The sequence below is a fragment of the Erythrobacter sp. WG genome, from assembly GCF_026586795.1.
Lineage (GTDB): Bacteria > Pseudomonadota > Alphaproteobacteria > Sphingomonadales > Sphingomonadaceae > Erythrobacter.
This window is the reverse complement of record NZ_JAPFGY010000002.1, coordinates 51,116-75,539: the sequence shown is the minus strand read 5'-3', so window position 1 is coordinate 75,539 and position 24,424 is coordinate 51,116. Positions and strand designations below refer to the sequence as shown.

General features: G+C 67.8%; 23 protein-coding genes. 16 read left to right on the top strand and 7 right to left on the bottom strand.

Annotated features, from left to right (window positions below):
• Positions 1-98: 98 nt before the first annotated feature.
• Positions 99-1,166, bottom strand: a complete 1,068-nt coding sequence (locus OPU67_RS01480) for an isoaspartyl peptidase/L-asparaginase family protein (RefSeq protein ID WP_267617013.1) — start codon at positions 1,164-1,166, stop codon at positions 99-101.
• Between the two features lie 74 nt (positions 1,167-1,240).
• Here OPU67_RS01480 and OPU67_RS01475 point away from each other — a divergent pair, with 74 nt between their 5' ends.
• Both OPU67_RS01475 and OPU67_RS01470 read left to right on the top strand, forming a co-directional pair.
• Entirely contained in the window at positions 1,241-1,753 is a 513-nt protein-coding gene (locus tag OPU67_RS01475) for a GNAT family N-acetyltransferase (RefSeq protein ID WP_267617011.1), read from the top strand.
• 16 nt (positions 1,754-1,769) lie between these two features.
• Positions 1,770-2,720, top strand: coding sequence for an SDR family NAD(P)-dependent oxidoreductase (locus tag OPU67_RS01470; protein ID WP_267617010.1), 951 nt, complete (start codon positions 1,770-1,772; stop codon positions 2,718-2,720).
• Between the two features lie 6 nt (positions 2,721-2,726).
• Here the strand turns inward: OPU67_RS01470 and OPU67_RS01465 are convergent, their stop codons facing one another.
• On the bottom strand, positions 2,727-3,665 hold the full coding sequence (locus OPU67_RS01465; protein WP_267617008.1) for an alpha/beta hydrolase fold domain-containing protein: 939 nt from the start codon (positions 3,663-3,665) through the stop codon (positions 2,727-2,729).
• Positions 3,666-3,771: 106 nt separating this feature from the next.
• On the opposite strand from OPU67_RS01465, the gene ispG reads away from it, so the two are divergent.
• From ispG to OPU67_RS01435, 6 genes are all read left to right on the top strand, one after another.
• The gene (ispG, locus tag OPU67_RS01460; protein ID WP_267617006.1) at positions 3,772-4,926 is read left to right on the top strand and encodes a flavodoxin-dependent (E)-4-hydroxy-3-methylbut-2-enyl-diphosphate synthase; all 1,155 of its coding nucleotides are present in this window, start codon (positions 3,772-3,774) and stop codon (positions 4,924-4,926) included.
• Positions 4,927-4,929: 3 nt separating this feature from the next.
• The gene (locus OPU67_RS01455) at positions 4,930-5,244 is read left to right on the top strand and encodes a DMT family transporter (protein WP_267617005.1); all 315 of its coding nucleotides are present in this window, start codon (positions 4,930-4,932) and stop codon (positions 5,242-5,244) included.
• A complete protein-coding gene (locus tag OPU67_RS01450) occupies positions 5,241-5,738 on the top strand; it encodes a thioredoxin family protein (RefSeq protein WP_267617004.1) in 498 nt (165 codons plus the stop codon). The genes OPU67_RS01455 and OPU67_RS01450 overlap by 4 nt, the downstream gene beginning before the upstream one ends.
• Positions 5,735-6,280 carry a manganese efflux pump MntP family protein gene (locus OPU67_RS01445; RefSeq protein ID WP_267617002.1) on the top strand — a complete coding sequence of 182 codons (546 nt, stop codon included), beginning with the start codon at positions 5,735-5,737 and terminating at the stop codon, positions 6,278-6,280. Before OPU67_RS01450 ends, OPU67_RS01445 begins: the two co-directional genes overlap by 4 nt.
• A 10-nt stretch (positions 6,281-6,290) precedes the next feature.
• Positions 6,291-7,220 carry a histone deacetylase gene (locus tag OPU67_RS01440; protein WP_267617001.1) on the top strand — a complete coding sequence of 310 codons (930 nt, stop codon included), beginning with the start codon at positions 6,291-6,293 and terminating at the stop codon, positions 7,218-7,220.
• A gap of 63 nt (positions 7,221-7,283) precedes the next feature.
• A complete protein-coding gene (locus tag OPU67_RS01435) occupies positions 7,284-7,985 on the top strand; it encodes a murein L,D-transpeptidase catalytic domain-containing protein (RefSeq protein ID WP_267617000.1) in 702 nt (233 codons plus the stop codon).
• A 130-nt stretch (positions 7,986-8,115) separates the two neighbouring features.
• Here the strand turns inward: OPU67_RS01435 and OPU67_RS01430 are convergent, their stop codons facing one another.
• Complete coding sequence (locus OPU67_RS01430; RefSeq protein ID WP_267616999.1) at positions 8,116-9,558, bottom strand: L,D-transpeptidase family protein; 1,443 nt, start codon at positions 9,556-9,558, stop codon at positions 8,116-8,118.
• Positions 9,559-9,705: 147 nt separating this feature from the next.
• On the opposite strand from OPU67_RS01430, the gene OPU67_RS01425 reads away from it, so the two are divergent.
• The 3 genes from OPU67_RS01425 to OPU67_RS01415 all read left to right on the top strand — a co-directional run bounded on the left by OPU67_RS01425 (position 9,706) and on the right by OPU67_RS01415 (position 13,910).
• Entirely contained in the window at positions 9,706-10,608 is a 903-nt protein-coding gene (locus tag OPU67_RS01425) for a DMT family transporter (RefSeq protein ID WP_267616998.1), read from the top strand.
• Between the two features lie 120 nt (positions 10,609-10,728).
• A complete protein-coding gene (acnA, locus tag OPU67_RS01420; protein WP_267616996.1) occupies positions 10,729-13,401 on the top strand; it encodes an aconitate hydratase AcnA in 2,673 nt (890 codons plus the stop codon).
• An 11-nt stretch (positions 13,402-13,412) separates the two neighbouring features.
• On the top strand, positions 13,413-13,910 hold the full coding sequence (locus OPU67_RS01415; RefSeq protein ID WP_267616994.1) for a rhodanese-like domain-containing protein: 498 nt from the start codon (positions 13,413-13,415) through the stop codon (positions 13,908-13,910).
• A 76-nt stretch (positions 13,911-13,986) separates the two neighbouring features.
• Here OPU67_RS01415 and OPU67_RS01410 read toward each other — a convergent pair whose 3' ends face one another.
• Positions 13,987-14,268, bottom strand: coding sequence for a hypothetical protein (locus tag OPU67_RS01410; protein ID WP_267616992.1), 282 nt, complete (start codon positions 14,266-14,268; stop codon positions 13,987-13,989).
• Between OPU67_RS01410 and OPU67_RS01405 the strand changes: the two genes are divergently transcribed.
• The gene (locus tag OPU67_RS01405) at positions 14,267-15,178 is read left to right on the top strand and encodes a hypothetical protein (protein ID WP_267616991.1); all 912 of its coding nucleotides are present in this window, start codon (positions 14,267-14,269) and stop codon (positions 15,176-15,178) included. The two genes, OPU67_RS01410 and OPU67_RS01405, sit on opposite strands and share 2 nt — an antisense overlap.
• 583 nt (positions 15,179-15,761) lie before the next feature.
• Here the strand turns inward: OPU67_RS01405 and ruvB are convergent.
• From ruvB to ruvA, 3 genes are read right to left on the bottom strand one after another with little or no spacing between them, the layout of a single operon-like run.
• Positions 15,762-16,790: a Holliday junction branch migration DNA helicase RuvB gene (ruvB, locus tag OPU67_RS01400; protein ID WP_267616989.1), complete on the bottom strand. Its 1,029-nt coding sequence runs from the start codon at positions 16,788-16,790 to the stop codon at positions 15,762-15,764.
• A complete protein-coding gene (locus OPU67_RS01395) occupies positions 16,787-17,245 on the bottom strand; it encodes a hypothetical protein (RefSeq protein ID WP_267616987.1) in 459 nt (152 codons plus the stop codon). Before OPU67_RS01395 ends, ruvB begins: the two co-directional genes overlap by 4 nt.
• Positions 17,245-17,862, bottom strand: a complete 618-nt coding sequence (gene ruvA / locus OPU67_RS01390) for a Holliday junction branch migration protein RuvA (protein ID WP_267616986.1) — start codon at positions 17,860-17,862, stop codon at positions 17,245-17,247. Before ruvA ends, OPU67_RS01395 begins: the two co-directional genes overlap by 1 nt.
• 210 nt (positions 17,863-18,072) lie before the next feature.
• On the opposite strand from ruvA, the gene aroC reads away from it, so the two are divergent.
• The 4 genes from aroC (at position 18,073) to katG (ending at position 24,235) form a co-directional block, all read left to right on the top strand.
• Positions 18,073-19,146, top strand: a complete 1,074-nt coding sequence (gene aroC / locus OPU67_RS01385; RefSeq protein WP_267616985.1) for a chorismate synthase — start codon at positions 18,073-18,075, stop codon at positions 19,144-19,146.
• A gap of 203 nt (positions 19,147-19,349) precedes the next feature.
• Complete coding sequence (gene ahpC, locus OPU67_RS01380) at positions 19,350-19,916, top strand: alkyl hydroperoxide reductase subunit C (protein ID WP_017664572.1); 567 nt, start codon at positions 19,350-19,352, stop codon at positions 19,914-19,916.
• A gap of 241 nt (positions 19,917-20,157) precedes the next feature.
• Entirely contained in the window at positions 20,158-21,747 is a 1,590-nt protein-coding gene (ahpF, locus tag OPU67_RS01375) for an alkyl hydroperoxide reductase subunit F (RefSeq protein WP_267616982.1), read from the top strand.
• A gap of 268 nt (positions 21,748-22,015) precedes the next feature.
• Positions 22,016-24,235, top strand: a complete 2,220-nt coding sequence (gene katG / locus OPU67_RS01370; RefSeq protein ID WP_267616980.1) for a catalase/peroxidase HPI — start codon at positions 22,016-22,018, stop codon at positions 24,233-24,235.
• The last annotated feature ends 189 nt before the right edge of the window (positions 24,236-24,424 follow it).

Below are 24,424 nucleotides of genomic sequence, written 5' to 3'. Positions count from 1 at the left end.
TCCCGCTTGCGGGAGGGGGCCGGGGGGTGGGCACATGGGGGATGTGAGGCATCCCCACCCCCCCAACCCCTCCCGCAAGCGGGAGGGGAGAAGCTGGCTCAGTGGTTGGGCGCCTTCGACACGCGCGCCTCGCCGCCGAAGATCGCCACCTCCCGCATCCCCGCGCTGGTCGCCCGGCCGCGGTACATCCCGGTGGTGTTGAAGCTGTAGACCGGATCGCCCTCGGGCGTGACGAGGATCACCCCGCCGTCGCCGCCCAGCTGCGCGACATCCGCCATCACCGCGTCGGCAATGTATTGCGCCTCCGCAGCCTTCACGCCGCCGTCCTCGGCGTCTTCGCCCGCAAGCGCGACCTTCGCCTCGCGGGTCGCCCTGAGCCGCGCGCAGATCTCGTGCGCGACGCCGACGCGGATGAAGAACTCGCCCCAGCCGGTCGCCGACACCGCGCAGCTCCGGTTGTCGGCATAGGTGCCGGCGCCGATCAGCGGGGCATCGCCCACCCGGCCCCAGCGCTTGCCCGTCATCCCGCCGGTGGAGGTGCCGGCCGCAAGGTTGCCCTTCTGGTCCAGCGCCACCGCGCCCACCGTGCCGAACTTGTGGTCGACATCGAGCGCGGAGAGCTTCTCCGCCTTCAGCCGCTCGAGCGCCTCGCGGCGTTCGGGGGTGGCGAAATATGCGGGCGGCGTGACGGCGAAGCCCTTCGTGGCCGCAAAGTCCTCGGCCCCCTTGCCGATCAGGAAGACGTGCTCGCTGCCGGTGCGCACCGTGTCGGCAAGCAGGATCGGGTTCTTCACCGTCTTCACCCCGGCGACCGCGCCCGCGCTGCGGTCACGCCCGTCCATGATCGAGGCGTCGAGCTCGTTGGTGCCGTCCCAGGTGAACACCGCGCCCTTGCCGGCGTTGAACAGCGGCGAATCCTCCATGATGATGATCGCCGCCTTGACCGCGTCCAGCGCCTCGCCGCCGCCCGCGAGCACCTTCGCGCCCGCATCGAGCGCGGCTTGCAGCGCCGCCTCGTAGGCGACCCGCTTTTCCGGCGTCATCTGCGCCGGATCGAGCGTGCCGGCACCGCCGTGAATGGCAAGCGACCATTTCGCGGCAGGGTCCTGGGCGCGGGCGGGCTGGGTCATGAGGGCGAGGGCAATCAGCGCGGCGAGTTTCTTCATGGGCTGGCGGTGTAACGTGCCCCTGCGGCTTTCGCCAGCTTAACAGCGCGCCCGCGCGGGGCTAGGGCACAGCCATGATCCTGCGCCCTGCCACCCCCGCCGATGCCGCGCCCCTCGCCGCGCTCGGTGCGGAGACCTTCGTCGCCGCCTTCGGGCACCTCTACCGGCCGGACGACCTCGCCGCCTTTCTCGCCGAGGTGCATGACGAAGCGGCCGTCGCCGCCGAAATCGCAGGTGAGGAATGCACCCACCGCCTCGTCGAGGTGGACGGCGGACTCGTCGCCTTCTGCAAGCTGCGCCATCCGACCAAGTTCATGGCCCATTCGGACGCGCGCGATCCCATCGAGCTCGCCCAGCTCTACGCCTTGCCGGGCTACACGGGACGCGGCGTCGGCGCACAACTGATGGACTGGGCGCTGGCCCACGCGCGGGCGGGCGGGCACGATGCGGTTCTGCTCAGCGTCTATGCCGACAACTTCGGCGCACAGCGCTTCTATCGGCGCTACGGCTTCGCCAAGATCGCGGACATCACCTTCAAGGTGGGAGATCACCTCGATCCGGAGTATCTCTACGCATTGAAGCTATGACGAGAGGGAGAGGAACATGAGCGATTTCGGCTGGGCGAGCACCACCGACGAGGTGCTGGCAGGCAAGGACCTGTCGGGGCGCACGGTGTTCATCACAGGGGCCAATTCGGGACTCGGGCAGGAGACCGCGCGGGCCTTCGCCGCGCGCGGCGCGCACGTGGTTATGGCGGGGCGGGACCAGGCGAAACTCGATGCGGCGGTCGCGGCGATCCGTGCGGAGGTGGCCGACGCGCAGCTCGACACCCTCACGCTCGACCTCACGTCCCTTGAAAGCATCCGCGCCGCCACCTCGCGCGCGCGCCAGCAGTTCCCGGCGATCGATCTGCTCATCAACAATGCCGGCGTGATGGCGACCCCCTTCCTGCACACGCAGGACGGGTTCGAGATGCAGCTGGGCACCAACCACTTCGGCCACTTCGCGCTGACCGCCGAGCTTATGCCCGCGATCGAGCGCGGGAGCCTGAGGCGCATCGTCAACCTCTCGAGCCGCGGGCACCACATGGCGCCCTTCGATTTCGACGATCCCAACTTCGTGCATCGCCCCTACAACCCCTGGGCGAGCTACGGCCAGTCGAAGACCGCCAACGTGCTGTTCACCGTCGGCCTCGAACAGCGTTTCGCGGTGCTCGGCATCCATGCCTATGCGGTGCATCCCGGCGGGATCGACACCAATCTGGACCGCCACATGACCGAGGAGATGCGCGAGGGCCTGATGCAGCGCATCGCCAAAAGTGACCCCGGCTTCCGCTTCAAGACCATTCCCCAAGGCGCGGCGACGAGCTGCTGGGCGGCGACCGCCGAGGAACTCGAGGGCCGGGGCGGGGTCTATTGCGAGGACTGCCATGTCGCCGAGGTCGATGACGAGCGCAGGGACGGCGGGGTGCGCTCCTATGCGCTCAACCCAAGCTTCGCCGAGCGGCTGTGGAAGCTGTCCGAGGAATTGACCGGCGCCAGGTTCCCCAGCTGATCCGGCTCACTCGCGCAGGAATTCCTTGAGCAGCCCGATCGTGTCCTTCGCCTCGCGGGTGGGGGTGATCGCCATGAAGACGTGCGGGGCGGCCTCGTATTCGTAGAACTTGGCGTCGACGCCTGCCGCCCTGAGGCGCCGCACGAAGCTGCGCGAATCGATGATGAACAGGTCGTGCCGGCCGGTCCAGATGCGGGTCGGGGGAAGCTGGGCGAGGTCTTCGGCGCGGGCGTAGAGCGGGCTGACCGCCGGATCGTCGATAGCCCGGCCCGCCGCCACCAGCTTGCCGCAGGCGCGCAGTGTGCCGATCTTCAGCATCAGGTCGAAGGGCTCGATGGCGGCGATCGCCGGGTCGGCGAGGCCGAGGTCGAGCCACGGCGCGAACAGCGCGAGCTTGCCCGGCAGCGGGCCGCCGGCCTTGACCAGCCTGAGCGCCAGCGCGAGCGCCATGTGCCCCCCGGCGCTATCGCCATTGAGGATGATCCGCGCTGGATCGTGCGAAGCGGCAAGTTCGGCATAGACCGCATCGGCGAGCGCGTCCTGATCGCTCGCGGACGCTTCAGGCACCACGGGGTAGAGCGGCACGGTCACGCTTATCCGGCACTGCTTCACCATTTCGGCGACCAGCGGCCAGTGCTCCTTGAACATCGGCCGCACGAAGCCGCCGCCGTGGAAGTAGAGCATGCGCCACGCCCCCGGCCCCAGCAGCGGGTGCAGCGTCACCACCTTGTGCCCCAGCACCTCGCGCTCCTCGATGCGGAACTTCTTGCGGAAGGTCTCGGGCATCGGTGCGTCGAGCGGGAGCTTGCGTCCTGCCATCACCGCGTGGAAGCCCGCCTCGTCGGCGGGGAAAACCGGCGGGCGGCGCCCGATCAGCCATTTCACCGCGCGCATCAGCAGGCTCGGGCTCGCACTTCTGAGGACGATCGCGGTGTCGGTCAGCATGGTCTTCCCCCGTTTCGCCGCCCACCCTGCCGCCGGCGCCTCGTGTGTCAAGCGCCCGGCGTGCTTCTCATTGCTCCGCGCAGCTTTGCCGACTATATGGCCGCCCATGTCTTCCATCCGTCCGTGGCGCACGATCGAGCGGCGCAAATCGCGTCAGATCATGGTGGGGAATGTCCCCGTTGGCGGTGATGCTCCCATCACCGTGCAGACCATGACCAACACCCCCACCGAGGACATCAAGGCGACGATCGACCAGATCCGGCGCTGCGAGGAGGTGGGCGCCGACATCATCCGCGTCTCCTGCCCGACCGAGGAATCGACCCGGAACTTCAAGCAGATCACCCGCGCTGCGCGCATCCCGGTGGTCGCCGACATCCACTTTCACTACAAGCGCGCCCTCGAGGCCGCCGATGCGGGCGCGGCGTGCTTGCGGATCAACCCGGGCAATATCGGCTCGGCCGACCGCGTGGCGGAAGTGGTGCGCGCCGCCAAGGCCAATGGCTGCGCGATCCGCATCGGCGTGAACGCGGGCAGCCTCGAAAAAGACCTGCTCGAGAAATATGGCGAGCCCTGCCCCGAAGCCTTGATCGAAAGTGCATTGGATCACATCAAGCTGCTGCAGGACCACGATTTCCACGAATACAAGGTGGCGGTGAAGGCCTCCGACGTGTTCCTCGCGGTCGCCGCCTATCACGGCCTTGCCGAAACGGTCGATTGCCCGCTGCACCTCGGCATCACCGAAGCGGGCGGCCTGATCGGCGGGACGGTGAAGTCCTCCATCGGAATCGGCAGCTTGCTGTGGGCTGGGATCGGCGACACCATCCGCGTCAGCCTTTCCGCCGAGCCCGAGCAGGAGATCAAGGTCGGTTTCGAGATGCTGAAAGCTCTCGGCCTGCGCACTCGCGGCGTGCGGATCGTCTCGTGTCCCTCGTGCTCGCGCCAAGGCTTCGACGTGATCCGCACCGTGGAGGCGCTCGAGCAGCGGCTCGAGCACATCAAGACGCCGATGAGCCTCTCGATCCTCGGCTGCGTCGTCAACGGCCCGGGCGAAGCGCGCGAGACCGATGTCGGCCTGACCGGTGGCGGCGCGGGCAAGCACATGGTCTATCTGCGCGGCGTGACCGACCACACGATCCAGGACGAGGACATGCTCGATCACATCGTGCGCCTCGTGGAAGAGAAAGCCGCCGAGATCGAGCGGGGCGAGCAGGTCGCCTTCGATCCCCACGCCGCGCCGCAGCCCGCCGTCGCCGCCGAGTAGGGCGTGGGCTGGGCCTACCTGCTGCTCGCCGGCCTCTTCGAGGTCGGCTTCACCACGGCAATGCGCTACACGCAGTCGGTCCGCTTCGACTGGCCCAATCTCGCCTTCGTGGTCTGCGTGGTGCTGAGCTTCGGCTTCCTTCAGGAAGCGCAGAAGACCATCCCGCTGGGCACCGCCTATGCGGTCTGGGTCGGGATCGGGGCGGTGGGCACGATTGTGGTCGGGGTGGCGCTCGGGTTGGAAAGCCTGAGCCTTGCGCGGGGGCTGCTGCTGGCAGGGCTGGTGGGATGCGTGATCGGCCTCAAGGCGCTGCATTGACCTTGCGGATCGCCGCCGCCCTGTCGGCCTTGGCGCTGGCTGCCTGCGCGACCACGCCGCCAGGTGCGGCCCATCCCGAGGCGCGCGCCTATGCTGTCGGCGCCGACGCCAAGGCCGATGTCGAGGCGGCGCTCGCCCGCGTGGGTGCATCCGGCAAGCGGGTGCTGCTGGTGCTCGGCGCCGACTGGTGCCACGACAGCCGCGCGCTCGCCGGGTGGCTCGCAACCCCGCGCTTCGCCGCGCTGCTCGCCGCGCGCTACGAGGTGGTGTTCGTCGATGTCGGGATGCCGCAGATGGGCGAGGGGCGGAACCTCGACGTGCCGCGCCGCTTCGGCCTTGCCGACATGAAGGGTACCCCTGCCCTCCTCGTCCTCACGCCCGAGGGCACGCCGGTGAACCTCGACACCGCCGCCAGCTGGCGCAATGCCGCGAGCCGCGACGAGGACGCGATCTTCGCCGAGCTGGCGAGGCTCGCAGACACGCCGGCGCCATGATCGAAGCCCTTCTCCTCGCGCTCGCGCTCGCGATGGACGCCTTTGCGGTCGCGCTCACCCAGGGCGCGAAGTTCCGGCCGAGCCTGCGCGGCGGGCTCGCGATTGCGCTGACGTTCGGGATCTTCCAGGCGGTGATGCCGCTCGCCGGATGGGCTTTCGGCATGGTCGCGCTCGCCTATGTCGAGGCGGTCGATCACTGGATTGCCTTCGGGCTTCTGACCTTCCTCGGCGCAAGGATGCTGGGCGGCCATGTCGGCGACGAGGAAGCCTCGCGCGCGCTCACCGGGCGCACGCTGCTGCTCGCGGGTCTTGCCACGAGCATCGATGCGCTGGCGGCGGGGATCACCTTGCCCGCCCTTGGCGTCCCGCCGCTCCTGGCGGTGGCGCTGATCGGCGGCGTGACCGCGCTGATGAGCGGCGCCGGGGTGCTGCTCGGCCGCCGCGCGGGCGAACACCTGGGCGAATGGGCCGAGCGTGCGGGCGGGCTCATCCTGATCGGCCTCGGCGTCAAGATCCTCGCCGAACACTCGGGCTGGATCTAGGGCGGGAGCGATGCTCCACGTCGTCCACCACGCCGACTACATGGCGCCCCGGCCGGAGCGCGGAAGCTTCCGCTTCGACAAGTACTATCTTGTCATGGAGGAGCTGCGCGCGAGCGGCTATCCCGTCACCATCCACGCGCCCGAGCCGATGCCCCGCCAATGGCTCGAGGCGATCCACGATCCGGACTATGTCGACGAGGTCTTCCGCGCCGATGTCCCCCGCCACAAGGAGCGGCGGATCGGCTTTCCCGTGACCCCCGCGATCGCCTCGCGCGTGCGCCACACCAACGGCGGCACCTGGCTCGCAGCGCAGCTTGCCCGCCACCACGGCTACGCCGCCAATTCCGCCGCCGGGAGCCACCATGCGCTGCACGACACGGGCGCGGGCTACTGCGTGTTCAACGACCTTGCCGTTACAGCCAACCGCCTGATTGCGGAAGGGGACGCGCGCCGGGTGCTGATCGTCGACCTCGACGTTCACCAGGGGGACGGCACGGCAAGCCTCACGGCGGGCCGCGAGGACATCTTCACCCTCTCGCTCCATGCCGAAAAGAACTTCCCGGTGAGGAAGGCCCGCTCCAGCCGCGATGTCGCGCTTCCCGATGGCACGGACGACGATGGCTACATGGCCGCTCTCACCCGGCACCTTCCCGAGGTCGTTGCCGATTTCGCGCCTGATTTCGTGCTCTACCAGGCGGGTGTCGATCCGCATCGCGAGGACAAGCTCGGGCGGCTCGCACTGACCCACGAGGGTCTTGCGGCGCGCGACCGCTTCGTGGTCGGCGAGGCGCGCCGGCGGGGCCTGCCGATAGCCAGTGCGCTGGGCGGAGGCTATGGCGACGATCCGCGCGCGGTGGCCGGCCGGCACGCCGCCTCGATGCTCGCGATGGCGCAGCAAAATGCCGCGTTTCCGCCTCCCCCGACGATGAGCGGAGACTAACATACGATAGAATGCGTAAGGCCTTATTGGGAACGCAGGGGCAGACGTTTACGTTACGTGGTGATGAAGCGGCGCGACCTTCTGAAAGGCACTCTGGCAGCGGGGGCAGCGCTTGCCTTGCCCACCCGCGTCTTCGCCTCGGTCGCGCCCGGTTCGCCGCGCGATCGCGTCCTGTTCGACATCGCCAAGCGCGAGTTGCTGCGCGCGGGCGATGGGATCTGGAAGCACGACATCGTCGGCATCGCCGATTTCGGCCTGCACTCCGCCAAGCCCCGCTTCCACTTCGTCAATCTCGAACGCGGCGAGGTACGCTCGCACCATGTCAGCCACGGGATGGGCTCGGACTGGCAGCACGACGGCTGGCTCAAGCAGTTCTCGAACATGGAAGGTTCGAACGCGACCAGCCGCGGGGCCTATGTGACCTGGGAGTGGTACAAGGGCCGCTACGGCACCTCGGTGCGCTTGGGCGGCCTCGACCAGACCAACAGCGCGGCCTTGCAACGCTACATCGTCATGCACCACGCCGACTATGCCGAGCCTGCGCACCTGGCGCGCTACGGCAAGCTCGGTCGCTCCAACGGGTGCTTCGCGATGGGCACCGAACAGTTCCACGAGGCGCTGATGCACCTCTCGGGCGGGCGGCTGCTGTTCGCCGACAGCCTTGGGCTCGAGGAGGACGGCAGCATTCAGCCGATCCCCGCGCTGGCGATGTACGACCGCCAGCCGCTCGACTTCGGTCCGGGGCCGGTCGCCAGCGCCTACTAGAGCGTCCGTCTCTCACCCGATCCTTGCTGGGTCTGACGCAGCGACACGCGACGAAGAAACTCAGGATCGAACGCGCCGGACCGCCGGACCGACCGCGAAGTTGAAGGCTAACTGCGGGTCGGCCTGGTCCTCAGGTGTCCTTGAGGTCATCCTCGATCACGATAACCTCGCTCGTCGGCTTGTCTGAGCGATTGCGCACGCGCGGCTTGTCGAGGCTGGCGAGCACCGGCGCGTCGCGGCCGTAGACGTCCTTGAAGGTCGCCATCTCGCCGTTGATGTCCGAGGCCATGGTGAAATAGGTGATGTAGGCCGCCCAAGGCTTCTCCAGCTTCACCTTGGTGTATTTGCGCGAATTGGAGATCGCGACCGCCTCGTCCTTGGTCGCGCCCTTGCCGAGGATCGCCATCGTCATTGCCAGCTCCAGCGCCCGCTCGGTGCGCACGCAGCCGTGCGAGAGGGCGCGGAAATCGTTGGCGAAAAGGTGGCGCGAGGGCGTGTCGTGGAAGAAGATCGCGTGCTCATTGGGCATCTCGAGCTTCATGAGGCCCAGCGAATTGCCCGGACCCGGCTGCTGGACAACGGTGATCATCCCGTTCGCCGAGCGCGTTCCGACATAGCCATTGGCCCGCGCCCAGCCGGGGTTGCCGAGGACCCTGGCGCCCAGCCCCTCGCCCTTCACGATCGACTGCGGCACCGTCCAGGTCGGATTGAACACCACGCCCTCGACCGTTTCGGCGAGCTGCGGGGTGGCGGTGCGCCCGGGCTTGCCGACGATCGTGCGGTAGGTGCTGATGATCTTGTTGCGCACGGTCAGCCGCAGCTGGAACTCGGGCACGTTGGTGATGAGGTATTGCGAGCCCAGGTCGCGCGCCAGCCAGCGCCAGCGGTCCATGTTGGCGCGGATCAGCTTGCGCTTGGCGGCGTTGCTCGCGGGCGTCGCGGCGAGCTCGGCCTTGAGGCGAACGTAATCCGGGTGGGTCGGATTGAGCTTGGCGAGCGCAGCGGCGATGTCGCCGCCCTTCAACGCCTCGGCGAGCACGTCGCCGGTGCGGTAAAGATCGCGGTCGGGATCGACCACGAACCACTGCTGGCGCGCGTCCATCGGGGTGCGCCCGTCACGCAGGTCCTCGACCAGCCAGGCGAAGCTCTGCGAGGCGAGCTGGTTCAGCTCATCCGACGGGCCCGAGGCGATCGCGGTCCTCAGCGCAGGCAGATCATAGTCCTTGGGGTCGAGCCCCTCGGCACCGATCCCCTCGATCAGCGCGGCAAGCTGCCGGGCCTGCGCCACGGTCCACGCCTGCACCAGCGGCGCCTCGGCCGGGAGCGCCTGAACGACCGGCTGCGCGGTCGTCGCCGGGAAAGCCTGGGTGAAGGCGTCGGAGGAAGGCTTGGGCGAAGGCGCGGGCGCAGGCGTCGGCGTGGTCGGGGCGGGCACCACGAGCGGGCCGCCGGTCTGCTGGCCGCCCGGGATCATCGTCTGCTTCGCCGCATCGCCATCCTGTGCGAGCGCCGCTGTCGCCACCAGCGCCGCCACGGCGCTGCCGCCTGCGAATTTACCCAGAAGCCTGATCATCACTCTTCGCTTTCGTCGCCCCTGCCGCGCCAATTGCAGCATTGTAGTGCGCGCGCAGCCTTACCCGCTGCGCCCGGTCCCTATCAACCATGTTCGCTTTCACCTGCATTAATGTTCACAGGCGTGACCTTGCGACTTGCCACGCCTATGGAGCCCGTCATGTCGCCGCGCAGCCACCCTCTTCTGCCCTTCGCCGCCGCGCTGATGGGGGTGGGGTTCCTGTCGGCGATGGACGCCTTCATGAAGGAGGCCGCGCTGCTCATCGGGGCCTACACGGCAACGGTGATGCGGGCCTTCATCGGTGCGGGGCTGATCGCCCCGCTGTGGCTGGCGCGGCGCCCGGCCATGCCCACCCGCGCGGTGTGGAAGCTCCACCTCGTGCGCGGCGTGGTGTCGGCCTTCATGGCGCTGACCTTCTTCTATGCGATCACCAAGCTGCCGCTGGCCGAAGCGATCGCCTTGAGCTTCATCGCCCCGCTGATCGCGCTCTATCTCGCGAGCGCGCTGCTGGGGGAGACGATCAGCCGGGCTGCGATCGGTGCTAGCGTGCTGGGCTTCGCCGGCACGCTGGTGATCGTTGGCGGACGGATCGGGCAGGGAGAGTTCGATCGGGACGCGATGCTTGGCACCGCGATGTTGTTCGTCTCGGCGCTGCTCTATTCCTACAATTTCATCGTCATCCGGCGGCAGGCGCAGGTCGCGGGGCCGCTGGAGATCGCGACCTTCCACAGCGGCATCGGCGGGGTGGTGCTGCTGACCCTCGCTCCCGTCCTGTGGGAGACGCCGCGCGCCGAGGCGTTGGTGCCGCTGATGGTGGCGGGCGCGCTGACGGTCGCGGGCTCGCTGTCGATCGCCTGGGCCTACGCCCGCGCCGAGGCGAGCGCCCTGGTGCCGACCGAGTATTCGGGCTTCGTCTGGGCGGCGATCTTCGGCTGGGCCTTCTTCCGCGAGCCCGTCACCTGGCCGACGCTGGCAGGCACGGCGCTGATCGTCACCGGCTGCTGGCTCGCCGCCCGCGCGCCCCGCGCCGCCGCGGCCGCCACCGCATAGGCCCTTTACCCAAGGGCACCCCCCTTGACCTCGCGCGCGCGGCAGCGCAGGGACGCGGCGCAAATCCTACGCCCTTGGTGGATCGGGGGCGGGACAACCTCGAAAGGACGGACCTCTCCCATGACCGCAATCGGCCAGGATTCGCTCGGCACCCGCCAGATGCTTGACGTGAACGGCAAGCAGTACGCCTATTACTCGCTGGCGAAGGCCGCCGAGCAGCTGGGCGACATCAGCGAGCTGCCGATCTCGATGAAGGTGCTGCTCGAAAACCTGCTGCGCTTCGAGGACGGCGGCTTCACCGTCGCGCGTGAGCATATCCAAGCGCTGGTCGACTGGCAGGCGAACCCCACTACGGGCGAGGAAATCCAGTATCGTCCGGCGCGCGTGCTGCTGCAGGACTTCACCGGCGTGCCCTGCGTGGTCGACCTCGCCGCGATGCGCGATGCGATCAAGAAGCTCGGCGGCGACACCGCCAAAATCAACCCGCTGGTGCCGGTCAACCTCGTGATCGACCACTCGGTGATGGTCGATGAATTCGGCCATCCCAAGGCGATGGAAGCCAACATGGCGCTCGAATATGAGCGCAATGCCGAGCGCTACGACTTCCTCAAGTGGGGCTCCAAGAGCTTCCAGAACTTCACCGCCGTGCCCCCAGGCACCGGGATCTGCCACCAGGTGAACCTCGAACACCTCGCCCGCGCGGTGTGGTCTTCGGAAGGGCCGGACGGCGTGATGGTCGCCTATCCCGACACCTGCGTCGGCACCGACAGCCACACCACAATGATCAACGGCCTCGGCGTGCTGGGCTGGGGCGTCGGCGGGATCGAGGCCGAGGCCGCGATGCTCGGCCAGCCGGTTTCGATGCTGATCCCCGAAGTCGTCGGCTTCTACCTCGAAGGCGCGATGGCCGAGGGCGTCACCGCGACCGACCTGGTGCTGACCTGCGTGCAGATGCTCCGCAATGTCGGCGTCGTCGGCCGCTTCGTCGAGTTCTACGGCCCGGGCGTCGCCAACCTGACCCTCGCCGACCGCGCCACCATCGCCAACATGGCCCCCGAATATGGCGCGACCTGCGGCTTCTTCGGGATCGACGACAAGACCCTCGATTACCTGCGTTTGACCGGCCGCAGCGAGGACACCATCGCGCTGGTCGAAGCCTATGCCAAGGCGCAGGGGATGTGGTTCGATCCGGCCAACGAGCCGGTCTTCACCAAGACCCTGTCGCTCGACATGGCCGCCGTCGTCCCCAGCCTCGCCGGCCCCAAGCGCCCGCAGGACAAGGTGATCCTCCAGGAGGTCGATGACCTGTTCAACGCTGACCTCACCAAGGCCTATGGCAAACCCGCGCCCGCGCGCGTCGCGGTCGAGGGCAAGGACCACGACATCGGCGACGGCGACGTGGTGATCGCCGCGATCACCTCCTGCACCAACACCTCGAACCCCGACGTGCTGATTGCCGCCGGGCTGGTGGCTAAGAAGGCCAACGAGAAGGGGTTGAAGCCCAAGCCGTGGGTCAAGACCTCGCTCGCCCCCGGCTCGCAGGTCGTCACCGACTATCTCGTGAAGTCGGGCCTGCAGGAGCATCTCGACGCGGTGGGCTTCGACCTCGTCGGCTATGGCTGCACCACCTGCATCGGCAACTCCGGGCCGCTCGCCGCGCCGATCAGCGCCGCGATCAACGGCAACGACATCGTCGCTGCCTCGGTCCTTTCGGGCAACCGCAACTTCGAAGGCCGCGTCTCGCCTGATGTGCGCGCCAACTTCCTCGCCTCGCCGCCGCTGGTGGTCGCCTATGCGCTGAAGGGCACTGTCACCGAGGACATCACCACCACCCCGATCGGGCAGGACCAGAACGGCAATGACGTGATGCTCGCCGACCTCTGGCCGACTAACGCCGAAGTCGCCGCGCACCGCGCCGCCAACATCGACCGCTCGATGTTCGAATCGCGCTACGCCAACGTCTATGACGGCGACGAGCACTGGCAGGCGATCACCGTCGAGCCCTCGGACACCTACCAGTGGCGCGCCGGTTCGACCTATGTCGCGAACCCCCCGTATTTCGAGGGCATGACCATGACCCCGGCGCCGGTCACCGACATCGTCGATGCCAAGCCGCTGGCGATCCTCGGGGATTCGGTCACCACCGACCACATTTCGCCCGCCGGCTCGATCAAGGAGGACAGCCCCGCGGGCAAGTTCCTGATGTCGAACCAAGTCACCAAGCGCGACTTCAACTCCTACGGCTCGCGCCGCGGCCACCACGAAGTCATGATGCGCGGCACCTTCGCCAACATCCGCATCAAGAACGAGATGGTCCCGGGCGTCGAAGGCGGCTTCTCGACCTATGGCGGCGAGACCATGCCGATTTACGATGCAGCGATGAAGCACAAGGAAGACGGCACGCCGCTGGTGGTCATCGGCGGCAAGGAATACGGCACCGGCTCCAGCCGCGACTGGGCGGCCAAGGGCACGATCCTCTTGGGCGTTCGGATGGTGATCGTCGAGAGCTTTGAGCGTATCCACCGCTCCAACCTCGTCGGGATGGGCGTGCTACCGCTCCAGTTCAAGGAAGGCGACACCCGCCAGAGCCTCGGCCTCACCGCCACCGACAGCTTCTCGATCCGCGGCCTTGCCGACCTCACCCCCGGCCAGGACGTCACAGTCGAAGTCACCCGCGAGGACGGCACCCAGTTCAGCTTCACCGCGCTGTGCCGCATCGATACCGCAAACGAGATGGAATATTACCGCCACGGCGGGATTCTCCATTACGTTCTGCGCAAGCTCGCGGCATAAGGAAGGCCGCCATGCGCCTCCGTTCCGCCTTGCGCCTCGCTGCCGCCCTGCCGCCGCTGCTGGCGCTGGCGGCGTGCGGGGGCGAGAGCGATGCGGACAGGCGCCACGCCCCTTCGGCGCCGATGGGCTTCGAACTGGCAGCGGCGAGCACGGCGGACAAGGCCGCGCCGGTCGCCGCTTCGGTGGTCGAGGTCAGCCCCGAAGCGCTCTGGGCACAGATCGAGGCCGGCAAGGTGCGCGTCATCGACGTGCGCACCCGCGAGGAAGCGGTCGCGGGCGTGATCCCCGAGGCCGAGCACATCCCGCTCGACCGCTTCGATCCGGCCAAGCTCGATCTCTCCGACGGGCGCAAGGTGGTGCTCTACTGCCGCTCGGGGCGGCGATCCGAGATCGCAGCGGAAAAGCTCGCCGCCTTCACCGGCCAGCCGGTGGAGCACCTGGCGGGCGGAATGCTCTCGTGGGAAGCGGCGGGCCTGCCGATCGACAAGCCCGAACAGCTCGCGGACTAGCGGACCCGGCAGCGCGAACGAAAAGGGGCGGCCCGCGATGGGCCGCCCCTTTTTTTTTCAGCATGGTCGCCGCGCGTCAGCCGACGAATTTGCGCCGCCCGAGGATCGCTGCGGCGGCAAGGCCGAACAGCACCGTCATCGGCGGGGCGGGCACGTCGTGACCGCCGGTCGAGCCGCTCGAGCCGCTGCTCGACGAGGACGAAGACGAGGACGAAGAGCTGCTGCTGCTCGACGAGGAGCTCGAACCCGAAGAACCGCTGCTGCCCGAGGAGCCGGAGGAACCGGAAGAGCCGCTCGAGCTGCTGCTCGAGGACGAACTCGACGAGGACGACGAGCTGCTGCTGGTGCTGCTGGTCATGTCGCCCGAGGACGAGGAGGAGCCCGAGCTGCTCGACGAGGACGAGGACGACGAACTGCCGCTGCTGCCCGAAGAACCGCTGCTGCCGCCCGAGGAACCGCTGCTGCTCGACGAACTGCTGCTGCTCGACGAACTGCTGCTGGAGGACGACCCGCTGCTGCCGCCCGATGAGCCCGAGCTGGACGAGCCGGACGACGAGGAGCCCGAGGACGAGGAACCCGAGCCCGATCCGCCCGAGCTGGTCCCCGGCTTGCCGGGCTTGCCGCTGCTCCCGCCGCCGGAGGACGAGGACGAGGAGGACGACGAAGACGAGCTGGAGGATGAGGACGAGGACGAGGACGACGACGAACCCGAGCTGGTCACCGCCCCGGTCGACGAACTGACGTTGCCCGAGGAACTCGAGACGTTGCCCGAGGAACTCGAAACGTTGCCCGAGGAACTCGAAACGTTGCCCGAAGAACTCGACACGTTGCCGGAAGAGCTCGAGACGTTGCCGGACGAAGACACCGCCCCCGTCGAGCTCGACACGTTCCCCGAGCTCGACACCGCACCGGTGCTGCTCGAGACTTGGCCGGTCGAGGAGCTGATCGTGCCCGAAGACGATGTCGTGGTCGTCGAATTGTCGACGATCACGGTCACGCCGCCGCTGCTGCTGCTGCCGCCTGTGGTGCCGCCGTTGCTGGTGCCGCCGTTGCTGGTCGAACCGCTGGTGCTGCCGCCCGAGGTCGAGGTGGTGGTCGACACCGACACGTCGCCCGAGGACGATCCGCCGCCGCCGAAGAACCCGCCGAAGAACCCGCCGCCGAAACCGCCACCGCCGAAACCGCCGCCGAAGCCGCCACCCCAGCCGCCGCCCGGCCCGCCGCCGCCGGTGATCGGCGGCAGCGCGGGCAGCGGTGCAGGCATATAGGCGACCTGCTGGAGCGGCGGGCACTCGGCCGCGTCGTAATAGGCCTGTACCGCACCCGCCGGACGGCTGGCCGCACCGGCGGCACCCGCCGGACCGACCGGCTGGCATTCGATGGTGCGTTCGACGATGCGGCGCTGGCGAACTTCGGGCGGGGTCGGGATGATCCGCTCGCGCGTCTTGATGTAGCGTGCGCCGCTCACCGGATCGACCTTAATGAGCTTGCCGTCGATGTTGGTCGAGAAGTCCGGCTGATCGGTGTTCATCGGCTCGGCCATACGGACCGCACCACCTTGGAGCAGCGCCACACCCGCCGCAGCGGCGGACAGTTTCGCGATGGCCATCTTGAGCGACATGGTCGTGTACCCTGTTTGCCTGCGGACGACGGGGCCGGGGCCAGGCCGTCCTTACAATTCCAGCCTTCTTGTGATGTCATAAGGCCGGCAGGGGCAATGCGGATTAACCATCTCCGCGCACTCGGAGCCGCCTGAATCCGCCACCGGAACGCCGATTTCAGGGTCGCTGTCCCGAACTGGCACCGAAAGGCCGGGTCAGGTTAGCCTAAGCGTTAATGCGGGTTCGGGAGTCAGTCCTCGAACAGCCCGGACTGCGCGGGGGGTGATTCTCTGGGCGGGGTCAGTTCGAGGTGCGCCCAGCCCGCATCGTTGAGAACGCGGCCCCGCGCGGTGCGGGCGACAAGGCCGAGCTGGATGAGGTAGGGTTCGACCACCTCCTCGATGGTATCGCGCGGCTCGGCGAGGCCCGCCGCGAGCGTCTCGATCCCCACGGGGCCGCCCTTGTAGGTGGTGGCGATCATCGCGAGGTAGCGGCGGTCCATGGTGTCGAGCCCGAGCCGGTCGATCTCGAGCCGGGTGAGCGCCTCGTCAGCGACGTGGCGCGTGACGCTGGCCGCCCCGGCGACATGGGCAAAGTCGCGCACGCGCCGGAGCAGCCGCCCCGCGACGCGCGGGGTTCCGCGACTGCGCCGCGCGATCTCGCGCGCGCCCTCGGGCTCGATGGCAAGGCCGAGGAGGCCTGCAGCGCGGGTGATGACGCGGTCGAGTTCGTCATGGGTGTAGAAGTTGAGCCTGACGGGAATGCCGAAGCGGTCCCGCAGCGGCGTGGTCAGCAGGCCCTGCCGCGTGGTCGCCCCGATCAGAGTGAAGGGCGGCAGGTCGATCCGCACCGAACGCGCCGAGGGCCCCTCGCCGATGATGAGATCGAGCGCGCGGTCCTCCATCGCCGGGTAGAGCACCTCCTCGACCATCGGCGAAAGGCGGTGGATCTCGTCGATGAACAGGACGTCGTTGGGCTCGAGGTTGGTGAGGAGTGCCGCGAGGTCCCCCGCCTTGGCGATCACCGGGCCGGAGGTGGCGCGGAAGCCGACGCCCAGCTCGCCCGCGATGATCTGCGCGAGCGTGGTCTTGCCGAGGCCGGGGGGGCCGAAGAACAAGGTATGGTCCATCGCCTCCCCCCGCGCGCGCGCGGCGGCGATGAAGACGGCAAGGTTCCCCTTGGCTGCTTCCTGCCCGACGAACTCGCTGAGCCTGCGCGGGCGCAGCGCCGCGTCCGGGTCGCCGGGCTGGCGGGTGGGGGAGTGGAGGGGGTCCGTCATGCGCTATACCCTACCGCATCCAACCGTGACCGCGCTGCGTCGAGTATAATCGTCTCAAACTTGTCGGGAAACTTTAAAGCGACAGCCTCAAAGGAGAGGTAAAGCATTTCTCGGTCGAGCAGCATCCGGAAGCCTTCCGACGGCGGTCCAGCTACAAGGTCCGCAACACACCGGACTTCCCCATGCCGTGCGATTTTCTGGCGTGTTCGCGCGAGAAGAATGGTTTTCCCGCGCTCCTGCTTCAAAACGTCCTCAAGCGCGTAGATAGATTGCCAAACTGCGTGTTCAAAGGTCCCGGGTTTCTCCGCGGGAAGTACCTCGTAGAGCCGCAGACGCGCGGCCGTGGCCAGAGCAGGCTCCCCACCTGCCTCTGCGTTCTTGGCAATTTGCCTCAGCTTGTCTGGCTCGGCACAGCGGGCGACGAACTCCATCATTTTGGAGACCTGATTATTCATCACCCCGCCGCCTTCTTGAGCGCGACCCGGATGAGGTCACCCTCGCTCGCACCCTCGCCCAGTTCTTCCAGCGCCCGCGCCACCGCCTGCGCCGCCACCGCCGGCTTGAAGCCGAGGTTCTCGAGCGCGCTCGCCGCGTCCGCGCCGAGGCCGCCTTGCGGCCGAGGCGCGCTCCCGCCACCGGCTAGGCTGCCATGGCCGGCCGGGCCGGGCATGGCTCCGGCTTTCTCCTTGAGCTCGTTGACGATCCGGCCCGCCAGCTTCGGCCCCACGCCCTGCGCCCGTGCCACCATCGCCGCGTCGCCCTTCCCGCAGGCCTCGCGCAGTTCGCCGGGCGAGAGCGCGGACAGGATCGCCAGCCCCACCTTGCTCCCCACCCCCTGCACGCCAGTCAGCAGCCGGAACCAGTCGCGCTCTCCCCTGTCGGCAAACCCGAGGAGGCGCATGTCGTTCTCGCTCACCTGCAATTCGGTGTGGACGGTGCAGGCCTCCCCCATTTCGCCCAATGCGGCCAGCGTGCGGCTGGAACAGTGGACGAGGTAGCCGACCCCGCCGACGTCGACGATCGCCCAGTCCTCACCGGTCGCATCGAGCCTGCCTGAGAGCTTCGCAATCATGGTTTGTTCCTTACCGTATCGCCGCAACTTGGCTAGAGCCAACCCTCCTACAATCCCCGTCCGCCTCGCGCGCCCGCTCTTCGTCCGTTCGCCTCGAGCGAAGTCGAGAGGCTCCTGCGCAAGGTGGCTCGACTTCGCTCGACACGAACGGTGTTCGGGCAGGGCCTCGGCGCTCGACACGAACGGGAGTTTGGGTAAAGAACCGCGCGCATGAGCTGGAACACCTTCGGGCGCGTCTTGCGCTTCACCACCTGGGGCGAGAGCCACGGGCCGGCACTCGGCGCGGTGGTCGACGGGTGCCCGCCGGGGCTCGCGATCTCGGAGGAGGTCATCCAGCCCTACCTCGACGCCCGCAAGCCCGGGACCAGTCGCTTCACCACCCAGCGGCGCGAGGATGATCTGGTGCGCATCCTCTCAGGGGTGTTCGAGGGCAGGACCACCGGCACGCCGATCAGCCTGATGATCGAGAACACCGATCAGCGCTCCAAGGACTACTCCGAGATCGCCCAGCGCTACCGCCCGGGCCATGCCGACTACGCCTATGACGCCAAATACGGCATCCGCGACTACCGCGGCGGCGGGCGTTCCAGCGCGCGCGAGACGGCCGCGCGGGTGGCGGCAGGCGCGGTGGCGCGGCTGGTGATCCCCGAAGTCACCATCACCGCCTATGTCTGCGAACTCGGCGGCGACCGGATCGACGTGGCGAACTTCGACGCGGCCGAGATCGCCAACAACCCCTTTTTCTGCCCCGACCCGGCAGCGGCGAAGCGCTGGGAGGAGAAGGTCGACGCCGCGCGCAAGGCCGGATCGTCCCTCGGCGCAATTGTCGAATGTGTCGCCACCGGCGTCCCCGCCGGATGGGGCGCGCCGATCTATGCCAAGCTCGACAGCGACCTCGCCGCCGCGATGATGAGCATCAACGCGGTCAAGGGCGTGGAGATCGGCGACGGCTTCGAAGCCGCGCGCCTCACCGGCGAAGAGAATGCCGACCGGATGCGGCCCGGCCCAGACGGCAAGCCGGTCTACCTCGCCAACCACGCGGGCGGCACGGCAGGCGGCATCTCGACCGGGCAGCCGGTGGTGTGCCGGGTGGCGTTCAAGCCGACCTCCTCGATCCTGACGCCGGTGGAATCGATCAACTCTGCGGGCGAGGCGGTGGAAGTCGTCACCAAGGGCCGCCACGACCCGTGTGTGGGCATCCGCGGCACCCCGGTGGTGGAGGCGATGATGGCGCTGGTGCTGGCGGACCACAAGCTGCTGCATCGGGGGCAGATTGGTCACTGATGGCACAGATGGCGACGCGCTGACCCGCCCTGCGGGAATACCGTTGGCCTCAGAGGCTTTTCCGATTGGTTCCCGCGGCACTCATTGAAAAATCCGATTTTCGCAATCGCACAAATCTACTTTTGTGCAGCGCGCAAATGCCTATCTGGGCAACGTCGGCAACGACCCCCTTTCCTCACGACCCAACACAAGGACAAACTCCCATGGGTATCATCGGTTCGACTCTCAAGCCGTTCACCGCCACCGCCTTCCAGAAGGGCAAGGACTTCTTCACCGTCACCGACGCGGACCTCGCCGGCAAGTGGTCGGTGTTCTTCTTCTACCCGGCCGACTTCACCTTCGTGTGCCCGACCGAGCTCGAAGACATGGGCGAAAAGTATGCCACCCTCCAGGCGATGGGCGTCGAAGTCTATGCCGTCTCGACCGACACGCACTTCAGCCACAAGGCGTGGAGCGACACCTCGGACAAGATCGGCAAGCTGACCTTCCCGTTCCTGGGCGACCAGAACCACGTGCTGTCGAACAACTTCGGCGTGCTGCGTGAAGGCGCCGGCCTGGCCGACCGCGCGACCTTCGTGGTCGATCCCGATGGCGTGATCCAGATCATGGAAATCACCTGCGAGGGCGTCGGCCGCAACGCCAACGAACTGACCCGCAAGATCAAGGCCGCGCAGTATGTGCGCGCCAACCCCGGTCAGGTCTGCCCGGCGGCGTGGGAAGAAGGCAGCGACACGCTGGCCCCCTCGCTCGACCTGGTTGGAAAGATCTAAGGGGGTCGGCAAGATCTAAGGCCGCAAGGCCACACCAGACCGGCCGCGCGGGGCTTCTCCCCTCCCCCTCGGCCCCGCGCCGGTCGTAAAATCCCGAAGGCCATTCAAGGAGCCCTCGGGTCGTAGCCGGGACCGGATGTCCGCCCCTCCCCCCTTTAGGGCAGGCTATCCGGTCCCGCGTTACCCTGACACACGGATCACACCATTCTCGCGCGGATCGCCCCGCGCCCGGAGGACACCCATGCTCGATGCTGCCATGCAGGCCCAGCTCAAGACCTATCTCGGCAATCTTCGCGAGGGCGTCGAACTGATTGCCAGCCTCGACGACAGCGAGAAGTCGCGCCAGACACGCGCGCTGATCGAGCAGATCGCCTCGCTGCACGATCTCGTCACCGCGCGCTTTGACGGCACCGATGCGAGGAAGCCCAGCTTCGTCATCCGCCGCGCGAGCGATGCGGAGAAGTGGGTGCGCTTTGCCGGCCTGCCGATGGGCCACGAATTCACCTCGCTGGTACTCGCGCTGCTGTGGGCCGGCGGCCACCCGCCCAAGGTGGATGCCGACCTGATCGAACAGGTCCGTGCGCTCGAGGGCGACTACCACTTCGAGATGTTCTTCTCGCTGACCTGCCACAACTGCCCCGACGTGGTGCAGGCGCTGACCCTGATGGCGCTCGAGAACCCGCGCATCACCGCGACCCTGATCGAAGGCGGCACCTTCCAGGACGAGGTCGAACGCCGCGACATCATGGCGGTCCCTGCGACCTTCCTAAACGGCGAGCCCTTCTACAATGGCAAGATGGAGCTGGCCGAGATCCTCGCCAAGCTCGACAAGAATGCGGGCGCCAAGCAGGCCGAGAAGCTCGCCGCCAAGGCACCCTTCGAAGTGCTGGTGGTCGGCGGCGGTCCGGCGGGCGCGGCGGCGGCGGTCTATACCGCGCGCAAGGGTTTTCGGACGGGCATCGCTGCTGAGCGTTTCGGGGGGCAGCTGATGGACACATTGGGGATCGAGAACCTCCCCGGCACCCCCTACACCGAAGGCCCGAAGCTGACCGACAGCCTGAAGAAGCACGTCGGCGAATACGAGATCGACCTGATGGACCTCGCCCGTGCGGTCGAGCTTCGCGCGGCGAAGGACGTGGGCGGCGATCATGAAATCGTGATGGCCAACGGCGCGACCCTTCGCGCCCGCTCGCTGATCCTCTCCACCGGCGCGCGCTGGCGCAACCTCGGCGTGCCGGGCGAGGCGGAGTATCGCAACAAGGGCGTGGCCTATTGCCCGCACTGCGACGGCCCGCTGTTCAAGGGCAAGCGCATCGCGGTGATCGGCGGCGGCAATTCGGGCGTCGAGGCGGCGATCGACCTCGCGATGATCGTCGGCCATGTGACCCTGATCGAATTCGACACCAAGCTGCGCGCTGACGAGGTGCTCCAGTGCAAGCTGCGCTCGCTCGCCAATGTCGAGATCATCACCAACGGCCAGACCACCGAAATCCTCGGGGCCGATGGCAAGGTGAGCGGCCTCGTGGTCAAGAACCGCGCCAATGGCGAGGAACGCCGGATCGCGCTGGAAGGCGTGTTCGTCCAGATCGGCCTCGTCCCCAACACCGAATGGCTGCGCGAGACCGGCCTCGAACTCAGCAAGTTTGGCGAGATCGTGATCGACGACCACGGCGCGACCAACATCCCCGGCATCTACGCCGCGGGCGACTGCACCACCGTGCCGCACAAGCAGATCGTCGTCGCGATGGGCGAAGGCGCGAAGGCGGGTCTGGGGGCGTTCGACTTCCTCATTCGCAACGAGCCGGTGGAAGAAGTGGCGCAAGCAGCGTAAGGCACATTCCCACCCCCGGCCCCTCCCGCAGGCGGGAGGGGAGAAACAGCGCGAAACAGTCCCCCTCCCGCCTGCGGGAGGGGCTGGGGGTGGGCCCGAAGCGGCCCGCCCTTTTTCATATGCGCGCCGCCCCCACTAATCGCCCCGCTCAATCAAACCTTCCGCATTAATCGATTGGACGCAAGTTCCTGAAAGCGTCATTCTCTCCCCATAGGCTACGCGGCAGCGACGCGAGTCTGCATTTCGCCATGTCAGAGGAGAGACTATCATGGACGCAAAAACCGGAGAGATGAGCGGGGGCTGCCCGTTCCACGGCAGCGTGGATATGCGGGGCCTGCTGGGCCGCACCAACCGCGACTGGTGGCCGCAGGCATTGCAGGTCGACATCCTCACCGAGCAGGGCAAGAGCGCCAATCCCTATGGCGAGGACTTCGACTATGCCGAGGCGTTCAACGCGCTCGATTACGCTGCGCTCAAGGCCGACCTCACCGCGCTGATGACCGACAGCCAGCCCTGGTGGCCCGCGGACTACGGCCACTACGGCCCCTTCTTCATCCGCATGGCCTGGCACGCCGCGGGCACCTACCGCACCGGTGACGGGCGCGGCGGCGGCAATTCCGGCCAGCAGCGCTTTGCCCCGCTCAATTCCTGGCCCGACAACGGCAACCTCGACAAGGCGCGGCGCCTGCTGTGGCCGATCAAGCAGAAATACGGCAAGAACATCAGCTGGGCCGACCTCTTCATCCTCGCCGGCAATGTCGCGATCGAGAGCATGGGCGGCCCGGTGTTCGGCTTCGGCGGCGGCCGTGCCGACGTGTTCGAGCCCGAGAGCGTCTACTGGGGCACCGAGGAGCAGTGGGTCAACGAAGGCGTCGCCACCCGCATCCAGCCCAAGGAAGGCCGCGCGCTCGAAAACCCGCTCGCCGCGATCCAGATGGGCCTCATCTACGTCAACCCCGAAGGGCCGCAGGGCAACCCGCATGACCCCGAGGGCATGGCGCGCGACATGCGCGAGACCTTCGCCCGCATGGCGATGAACGACGAGGAAACCGTCGCCCTCACCGCGGGCGGCCACGCCTTCGGCAAGGCCCACGGCGCGCACCCCGCCGACACCTTCGGCGGCGCTCCCGAGAGCGAAGACCTGCACCTGATGGGCTTCGGCTGGCTCAACGATGCCGACGAGATCGCCGCGGGCAACATCACCACCTCGGGGATCGAGGGCGCCTGGACGCCGAACCCGACCCAGTGGGGCAACGACTACTTCCGCCTGCTGTTCAAGTATGACTTCGAACTGGTGAAGTCCCCCGCCGGGGCTTGGCAGTGGCAGCCGATCAATCCCGATCCCGAAGACATGGCCCCCGACGCCCGCGACCCGTCGAAGAAGGTGCCGACGATGATGACCACCGCCGACATGGCATTGAAGAACGACCCGGAATATCGCAAGATTTCCGAGAAGTTCCTGAACGATCAGGCGGCGCTCGACGATGCCTTCGCCCGCGCGTGGTTCAAGCTGTGCCACCGCGATATGGGGCCCAAGATCCGCTACCTCGGCCCGGAAGTGCCCGAAGAAACGCTGATCTGGCAGGATCCGGTTCCGGCTGGCACCACGCCTTCGGATGCCGAAGTCGCCCGGTTCAAGGACGCGATCCTTGCCAGCGGCCTGTCGGTCCGTGAGCTGGTCAAGGCGGCCTGGGCCTCGGCCTCGACCTATCGCAACTCCGACCACCGCGGCGGCGCCAACGGCGCGCGCATCCGGCTGGAGCCGCAGCGTTCGTGGGCGGTCAATGACCCGGCGGAGCTCGGCAAGGTGCTCGATACCATCGAAGCCCACCGGGGCAGCCTCAGCATGGCTGATGCCATCGTGCTGGCGGGGTCAGCAGCGGTCGAGAAGGCGGCGAAGGATGCCGGGTTCGACGTCACCGTGCCCTTCCTCGGCGGGCGCGGCGATGCAACCGAAGAGCACACCGACGCGGCGAGCTTCGAACCGCTCGAGCCCTTCGCTGACGGCTTCCGCAACTACCTCAAGACCAAGGCGCAGGTCCGCACCGAGGAGATGCTGATCGACCGGGCACACCTGCTCGGCCTGTCGGTCCCAGAGATGACCGTGCTGGTCGGCGGGATGCGCGCGCTGGGTGCGGTGAGCGATCACGCCCATCACGGCCACCGCATCGGGGTGCTGACCGAGACCCCGGGCAAGCTCACGCCCGACTTCTTCCGCAACCTGCTCGACATGGGGACCAAGTGGTCGCCGGTCGACGACAGCGGGGACGAGGAATATGTCGGTGTCGACCGCGCGACCGGCGAGGAAAAGTGGCGCGCCACCCGCACCGATCTCGTCTTCGGCTCGAACTCGATCCTGCGCGCGCAGGCCGAAGTCTATGCCGAGAGCGGGAACGAGGGCAAGTTCGTGTGCGACTTCATCTCGGCCTGGACCAAGGTGATGAACGCCGACCGCTTCGACGTGACCTGGGCCAAGTACCACGCCTGAGCGATCAAGCGGTGACACAAAAAGGGGCCTCCGGTGGCGACACCGGGGGCCCTTTCTTCATCTCCCCCTCCCCTCGGGGAGGGGGTCGGGGGGTGGGGGCTCCCCCGCCAGCGGCCGCGCACGAGGCCGCTCGGCCTCGCTCCATCCCCGCACCCTCCATGAAGGGTAGGGGGAATGCGCAGGGACCGC